At 65.1% G+C, this 7,909-nt stretch carries 6 protein-coding genes; 1 reads left to right on the top strand and 5 read right to left on the bottom strand.

Annotated features, from left to right (window positions below; translation table 11 throughout):
• Positions 1-255: 255 nt before the first annotated feature.
• Complete coding sequence (locus NKJ58_RS31280; protein WP_023672167.1) at positions 256-684, bottom strand: Lrp/AsnC family transcriptional regulator; 429 nt, start codon at positions 682-684, stop codon at positions 256-258.
• Positions 685-834: 150 nt separating this feature from the next.
• On the opposite strand from NKJ58_RS31280, the gene NKJ58_RS31275 reads away from it, so the two are divergent.
• A complete protein-coding gene (locus tag NKJ58_RS31275) occupies positions 835-1,938 on the top strand; it encodes a saccharopine dehydrogenase family protein (RefSeq protein WP_352519419.1) in 1,104 nt (367 codons plus the stop codon).
• 161 nt (positions 1,939-2,099) lie between these two features.
• On the opposite strand, the gene lpdA is transcribed toward NKJ58_RS31275, so the two are convergent.
• The 4 genes from lpdA to NKJ58_RS31255 form a co-directional block, all read right to left on the bottom strand.
• A complete protein-coding gene (gene lpdA / locus NKJ58_RS31270; protein WP_352498845.1) occupies positions 2,100-3,488 on the bottom strand; it encodes a dihydrolipoyl dehydrogenase in 1,389 nt (462 codons plus the stop codon).
• Positions 3,489-3,723: 235 nt separating this feature from the next.
• Positions 3,724-5,124, bottom strand: coding sequence for a dihydrolipoamide acetyltransferase family protein (locus NKJ58_RS31265; RefSeq protein ID WP_352519420.1), 1,401 nt, complete (start codon positions 5,122-5,124; stop codon positions 3,724-3,726).
• 2 nt (positions 5,125-5,126) lie between these two features.
• Entirely contained in the window at positions 5,127-6,140 is a 1,014-nt protein-coding gene (locus NKJ58_RS31260) for an alpha-ketoacid dehydrogenase subunit beta (RefSeq protein WP_023672171.1), read from the bottom strand.
• Between the two features lie 2 nt (positions 6,141-6,142).
• Positions 6,143-7,375, bottom strand: a complete 1,233-nt coding sequence (locus NKJ58_RS31255) for a 3-methyl-2-oxobutanoate dehydrogenase (2-methylpropanoyl-transferring) subunit alpha (protein ID WP_023687602.1) — start codon at positions 7,373-7,375, stop codon at positions 6,143-6,145.
• Positions 7,376-7,909 lie beyond the last annotated feature (534 nt).

The following is a 7,909-nucleotide window of genomic DNA, read 5'->3' as shown; positions in this document are numbered from 1 at the left end:
CCCAGCCGTCATCAACAAGCGATTCGTGTGTCATCGCAGCGTAGAATCACACCCGATTCCGCAAGGCAATACCTATCTTAGCGCCTATGCCCTTGAGGGGGAGATGTCGCCGAAGGCGACAGAGGGGGTCGCCTCGCATGGAGCGCTAACCTCCTTCTGCAGCGGCAGGTAGGCCGAGCCCAGTCGAACCGACCCCCTCTGGCCTGCCGGCCATCTCCCCCGCAAGGGGGGAGATTAGCGGCTCATGCGTTCCACCTACCGATCGATCCGTGTCGACAAAATAATCGACGACGACGTCCGCTCGACCCCGTCCATCGCCCCGATCTCGTCCAGCAACGCATCCAGATCCCTGATCGACGGCGCGTCGACGATGACGATCATGTCGAAATTGCCGCTCACCGAGTGCAGCGTCCGTACCGGCGGCAGCGCCTGCAGCGCCCGCACCACCTTGTCGGCGAGCTTGGGCGTGACGGTGAGCAGCACATGTGCCCGCACCAGCCCCTGCTCGTAGTCCGGCGCCATCCGCACGCCATAGCCGGTGATGATGCCGCGCTGTTCCAGCCGCTCGATCCGGCTCTGCACTGTCGTGCGCGAAACGCCGAGCTGGCGCGCCAGCTCAGTGGTCGACGCGCGGGCATTGGCGCGCAGCAGGGAAAGCAGTTTTTGTTCGGCGTCACTGAGCATTTCGACGAACCTCGTCGGCGTATCGTTCAATTGCAGGGTTCATTTCGAACGATCCCACGCTTCCTTTCGACAGGCAAGCTGCGATTCTTGAAGGCATCGCGTCCAGCGCGCGGCGGTCTGGGCCAAAGAGTTTTCACGAGGGGCAAGGTCATGAAGAAAATCATCGTCGTCGGCGCCGGCAAGATCGGCTCCACCATTGCAGGCATGCTCGCCGACAGCGGCGACTACCACGTCACCGTTGTCGACCGCGCGGCGGCGCAGCTTGCCGCGGCCGAACTTCCCGCCGGCGTCGAGGGGCTGGAGCTCGATATCGCAGCGCCGGGCGCACTCGAGGCCGCCCTTGCCGGCGCCTTCGCCGTGCTGAGCGCCGCCCCCTTCCATTTGACCACTCGCATCGCCGAGGCCGCGGCCGCCACCGGCGTACACTATCTCGATTTGACCGAGGACGTCGTCTCCACCCGCCGCGTCAAGGAGCTGGCCAAGTCGGGCAACAGCGCCTTCATTCCGCAATGCGGCCTTGCGCCGGGCTTCATCTCGATCGTCGCCAACGATCTCGCCAGCCGCTTCGACACGCTGGAAAGCGTTCGCATGCGCGTCGGCGCGCTGCCGCAATACCCGTCCAATGCGCTGAACTACAATCTGACCTGGAGCACCGACGGCGTCATCAACGAATATTGCGAACCCTGCGAGGCGATCGTCGAGGGCGAGCTGATCGAGGTGCCGCCGCTGGAGGAGCGCGAAGAGTTCTCGCTCGACGGCGTCACCTATGAGGCCTTCAACACCTCTGGCGGTCTCGGCACGCTGGCCGAGACGCTGAAGGGCAAGGTGCGCACGCTGAACTACCGCACCATCCGCTATCCCGGCCACGCGGCGATCATGAAGGCGCTGCTCAACGATCTCGGCCTGCGCCACCGCCGCGACGTGCTGAAGGATATCTTCGAGAGCGCCCTGCCGGCAACGCTGCAGGATGTGGTCATCGTCTTCGTCACCGTCTCGGGCCGCCGCAATGGCCGCCTGCTGCAGGAAACCTACGCCAACAAGATCTATTCGCAGCGCATCGGCAACCAGGTGCGCAGCGCAATCCAGATCACCACCGCCTCCGGCATCTGCGCCGTGCTCGACATGCTGGCCGACGGCACCTTGCCGGCGACCGGCTTCGTCAAGCAGGAAAACATCGCGCTGGATGCGTTTCTCGCCAATCGTTTTGGGCGCGCTTATGCGCAGCACGAGATGGTAAGCCGGCTGGCAAGCTGAGCTACTTCACCCTCCCCCTTGTGGGGAGGGTCGGCTCGCGGTCGGAGCGAAGCGGAGATGGCGAGACGGGGTGGGGGTGAGCGCTGGCGGTCGGCGAGGACCCTCACCCCGCTCCGCTACGCGGATCGACCCTTCCCCACAAGGGGGAGGGTAAGCGCACCTCAAATATGCAGCGCGTGGCCCAGCGCCTTCAGCGCCGCTTCCTGGAAGCCTTCGCCTTGCGTCGGATGCGCATGGATGGTCCCGGCGATATCCTCCAGCCGCGCGCCCATTTCCAGCGCCAGGCCGAACGCCGCCGCCAGTTCCGACACGCCTTGCCCGACCGCCTGGATGCCCAGCACCAGATGGTTGTCCGCGCGGGCGACAACACGAACAAACCCGTCCTCGCCGAGTTTCGTCATCGCCCGGCCGTTGGCGGCGAAGGGGAACTGGCCGATCTTGATTTCGCCTGAAGCCTTCGCCTCCTCCGGCGTTAGCCCTGCCGTCACCAGCTCCGGATCGGTGAAGCAGACGGCCGGGATCGAGCGCTTGTCCCAGCTGCGCTTGTGGCCGGCGACGATCTCGGCCACCATTTCGCCTTGCGCCATCGCCCGGTGCGCCAGCATCGGCTCGCCGGTGACGTCGCCAATGGCATAGATGCCGCGCATCGAGGTGCGGCACTGGTCGTCGATCTTGATGAACTTGCCGGCCATGTCGAGATCGATCTGATCGAGGCCCCAGCCCTCCGTCACCGGCTTGCGGCCGACCGTGACCAGGATCTTGTCTGCCGCGATTTTGGTGCTCTTGCCGTCCGCGGTCTCGACCAGCAGCGCGTCGCCCTTGACCCCCTTGGCCTTGGCGCCAAGCATCACCTCGACGCCGAGCTGGGCCAGCCGTTTCACCACCGGCCGGGTCAGTTCCGCATCATACTGCGCCAGCACGCGCGGCAGCGCCTCGACCACGGTCACCGCGGCGCCCATTTTGGCGAACGCCATGCCGAGTTCCAGCCCGATATAGCCGCCGCCGACCACGGCGAGCTTTTTCGGCACCTCGCCGAGAGCCAGCGCTTCTGTGGATGAAATCACCGGGCCGCCGAACGGCAGGAACGGCAGTTCCACCGTCGCCGAGCCGGTGGCGATCACAACCGTTTCGGCGCGGATGATCTGGGTGCCGGTCTCGGTCTCGACCGCGACGGTCTTGCCGTCGCGGAACGTCGCCCAGCCATAGACGGTCTTGACCTTGGCCTTCTTCAGTAGCCCGGCAACGCCCCCGGTCAGCCGGCTAACAATGCCGTCCTTCCACGCAACCGTCTTGCCGAGATCGAGCACCGGAGCCGCCACAGAAATGCCGAGCGGACTGCTGCCGCCGGCCATATGCGCGACCTTCTCGAACTCTTCCGCCGCATGGATCATCGCCTTGGACGGGATGCAGCCGACATTGAGACAGGTGCCGCCCGGTTTGCCGGCTTCGACGATCACCGTATCGATGCCGAGCTGGCCGGCACGGATAGCGCAGACGTAGCCGCCGGGCCCGGCGCCGATGACCAGCAGCTTGCAGGAGATTTCTTTCATGGCGTGACCCTTTGATGCGAGGGAATGTTCCGTCGCGATCCTTCGCGCCCCCCTCTGTCCTGCCGGACATCTCCCCCACGAGGGGGGAGATCAGCAGCTTCTTCGCTTCGCTCATTCCTGCAACGATGGAGATTGGCGAAACCCTGCGTGACGTCCAATCTCCCCCCTTGTGGGGGAGATGCCTGGCAAGGCAGAGGGGGGCGCTGTCCCGCCGTCATCTCGGTCGTTCCGCCCCTCAATCCACAAATATCAGCGCTGGCGTCTCAATCAGCGCCTTGATGCGCTGCACAAACACCGCCGCGTCCCAGCCGTCGACCACCCGGTGGTCGAAGCTCGACGACAGGTTCATCATCTTGCGCGGGATGAACTGGGTGCCGTCCCAGACCGGCCGCACCATCATCTTGTTGACGCCGACGATCGCCACCTCAGGATGATTGATGACCGGCGTCGTCGCCACGCCGCCCATGGCGCCGAGCGAGGTGATGGTGATGGTCGATCCCGACAGCTCGTCGCGGCTGGCCGTGCCGGACTTCGCCGCTTCGGCCAGGCGGTTCAGCTCGGCCGCGCAATCCCAGAGGTCGCGCGCCTCGGCGTGCTTGACCACCGGCACCACCAGGCCCGACGGCGTCTGCGCGGCAATGCCGATATGGACGCCGCCATGCTGATGGATGATGCCGGCCTCGTCGTCGAACAGCGCGTTGATGTTGGGCTGGTCGGCAATCGCCTTGACCATCGCCCGCATCAGGAACGGCAGCAGCGTCAGCTTCGGCCTCTCCACACCCTTGCGCTTTTCCTTGTTGAGCGCCGCGCGCAACTCCTCAAGTGCTGTGACGTCGATCTCCTCGACATAGGTGATGTGCGGGATGCGTGACTTCGCCAGCGACATTTTTTCAGCGATCTTGCGCCGCAGTCCGATGACCTTGATATCCTCGACGCTGTCATTGCGCGCCAGACCCGACGCCTTCGCTACCTGCGGTCCGCGTGCCAGGAATGCCTCGATATCTTCGTGGCTGATGCGGCCGGCAGGGCCGGTACCCGACACCTGGCGCAGATCGATCCCCGCCTCCTTCGCCCTGAGCCGGATGGCGGGCGACGCCAGGGGCTTTTCGCCCTCCGGGCGCGGCGCGCCGGAGGGTGCCGCACCTTTAGATGTCGGCGCAGTACCCCCGCCCCTGGCCCCTCCCCACAAGGGGGAGGGGGATTCAGTCTCAGCTGCCCGTGCGCTTTTGGCTGCTGGTGCAGGTGGTGGCGACTTGGCGTCGGATTTCGTGGCCGAAACGCCTCCCTCTTGTGGGGGTCCGGAGGACGGGCGAGACCCGTGGCTCGCCTCGGCAGGGGTGGGGGTGCTCTTGGCGCTGGCCTCGCCCGGCAGCGCATCCTTCACATTGCCTTCACCCGCCACCTTCAGCCGCACGATCGGCGAGCCGATCGCCACCGTGTCGCCGATCTCGGCGCCCAGCCACAGGATCTCGCCATCGACCGGCGAAGGTATTTCCACCGTCGCCTTGTCGGTCATCACGGCGGCAAGCACCGAGTCCTCGCGCACGAGGTCGCCGACCTTGACGTGCCACTCCACAAGTTCGGCCTCGGCGACGCCTTCACCGACATCCGGCAGCTTGATGATGTGTTCGCCCATCCCTAGGCTCCCATGGTTTCGAGAAGCGCGCGGCCGACACGGGCCGGCCCCGGGAAATAATCCCATTCCTGCGCATGCGGGTAGGGCGTGTCCCAACCGGTGACGCGCGCCACCGGCGCTTCCAGATGGTAGAAACAATTTTCCTGCACCAGCGCCGACAGCTCGGCGCCGAAGCCGGAGGTCAGTGTCGCCTCGTGCACGACGACGCAGCGTCCGGTCTTCTTCACCGAAGCGACTATCGCGTCGAGATCGAGCGGCAGCAGGGTCCGCAAATCGATGATCTCGGCATCGATGCCGGTTTCTTCCACCGCCGCCTGCGCGACATAGACCATGGTGCCGTAGGCGAGCACGGTGACGGCCGAGCCCGCCCGGCGGATCGCCGCCTTGCCGAGCGGCACCGTGTAATGGCCGTCGGCGACCTCGCCCAGTTCATGCTTCGACCATGGCGTCACCGGCCGGTCGTGATGGCCATCGAACGGTCCGTTATAGAGCCGCTTCGGCTCCAGAAAAATCACCGGATCGGGATCCTCGATCGCCGCGATCAGCAGCCCCTTGGCATCATGAGGATTGGACGGCACCACCGTCTTCAGCCCCGACACATGGGTGAACAGCGCTTCCGGGCTCTGGCTGTGCGTCTGGCCGCCAAAGATGCCGCCGCCGGTCGGCATGCGGACCACGATCGGACAGGTGAAATCGCCGTTCGAGCGGTAGCGCAGGCGTGCTGCTTCCTGCGTCAGCTGGTCGTAAGCCGGGTACATGTAGTCGGCAAACTGAATTTCCACGCATGGCTTCAGCCCATAGGCGGCCATGCCGATGGCGGAGCCGACAATGCCGGATTCGTTGATCGGCGCATCGAAGCAGCGGGTCTTGCCGTACTTCGCTTGCAGGCCTGCCGTGCAGCGGAAGACACCCCCGAAGAAGCCGACATCCTCGCCATAGACGATGACGCGTTCGTCGCGCGCCATCGACACGTCCATGGCGTCGCGGATCGCCTCGATCATGGTCCGTCTCGGCATGGTCAGACTCCCGCCTGCTGGCGCTGGCGCCTGAGATGCGGCGGCATCTCGGCAAACACGCCCTCGAACATCTCGCGCGTCGACGGCTTGCCGCCCGCATGCAGCGTGCCGTGGCCTTCAGCTTCCTTCTGCGCCGCGATCACCGTCTCGAGGATTTCCGCTTCGGCCTGGGCGTGACGCTCGTCCGACCAGACGCCGCGTTGGATCAGATGGTTCTTCAGCCGCATCACCGGATCGCCGAGCGGCCAGGCGTCGGATTCCGTCTTCGGCCGATAGGCCGACGGATCGTCCGAGCTCGAATGCGCGCCGGCACGGTAGGTGACATATTCGATCAGCGTCGGCCCGAGATTCTGCCGCGCCCGCTCCGCCGCCCATTTGGCCACGGCATGCACGGCGAGATAATCATTGCCGTCGACGCGCAGCGCCGGAATGCCGAAGCCGAGGCCGCGCGCGGCAAAGGTGCCGGAGCCGCCACGCGCAATGCCTTGAAACGTCGAGATCGCCCACTGGTTGTTGACGACGTTGAGGATGACCGGCGCCTTGTACGTCGAGGCGAACACCAGTGCGGAATGGAAATCGGATTCGGCCGTCGAGCCGTCGCCGATCCACGCCGCCGCGATTTTCGAATCGTTGCTGATAGCGGAAGCCATCGCCCAGCCGACCGCCTGGATGTATTGCGTCGCCAGATTGCCGGAGATCGAGAAGAAGCCATGCTCCTTCGACGAATACATGATCGGCAGCTGCCGCCCTTTGAGCGGATCGGCCTCGTTGGAATAGATCTGGTTCATCATCGTGACCATCGGATAGCCGTCGGCGATGAGCAGGCCGGCTTGCCGATAGGTCGGGAAATTCATGTCGCCTGGCGCCAGCGCCTTGCGGAAAGCGCAGCTCACCGCCTCTTCGCCCAGATGCTGCATGTAGAACGAGGTCTTGCCCTGGCGCTGCGCCATCTGCATGCGCGCATCGAAGCTGCGCAGCGTCATCATGTGGCGCAACCCCTCGAGCAGCTCCTCGTCGGTGAGCAGCCCGGCCCACGGCCCGACCGCCTCACCGGTGCGGTTGAGCACACGGATGATCGAAAACGCCATGTCGCGGATGGTGCGCGGATCGACATCGATGTCCGGTCGCGGCACCGAGCCGGCCTTGGGGATCGGCACGTTGGAGAAGTCGGGCGTTCCGCCCGGCCGCACTTCCGGCTCCGGCACATGAAACCGCAACATCCCAGCATCGGTCATGACCATGGTCCTCCCATTTGCCTGGCGTCGATATTTGCACATCCGCGCGCCCGGCACAGCGCCAATTCATGGGGCGCCGCAACCCATCCGGCGTCACGGCCGGCAGGCGACCGCAAGATGCAGATATGTCGGCGAAATTTCTTGTCGATGTTGGGGAGCGGCGCGCAATTAGGCGCAAAGTTTTGCAGGATTTCCAGCAGATAGTCACTTCACGGCCTCCGGGAGAGATGAACGCATCAAGGTCGGCGAACTGGCGCTTTCCTCTCCCCGTGTTCGGGGGAGAGGTGTCGCGCGAAGCTCGACGGAGTGGGGGTCGACCCTTGGGCGCTAGGCAATGCTTGAGATAGCCCTTCCTTTGTCCGTTCGCGGCGATTGCCACGTGGCTCCCCCACTCCGTCTCGGCTTCGCCGAGCCACCTCTCCCCCCTCCGGAGGGAGAGGAAGGGAGACGTGTCCGAACCGGATAGATAGGTAACAGAATGGACCGATAGCATGGGTGACAGTTTTCTTGTCCGCCGGAGGACCGGCGATGGTT

The organism is Mesorhizobium sp. M0139 (assembly GCF_040322455.1).
Lineage (GTDB): Bacteria > Pseudomonadota > Alphaproteobacteria > Rhizobiales > Rhizobiaceae > Mesorhizobium.
The sequence above is the reverse complement of the archived record's forward strand: the minus strand, read 5'-3'. Positions and strand labels throughout refer to the sequence as shown.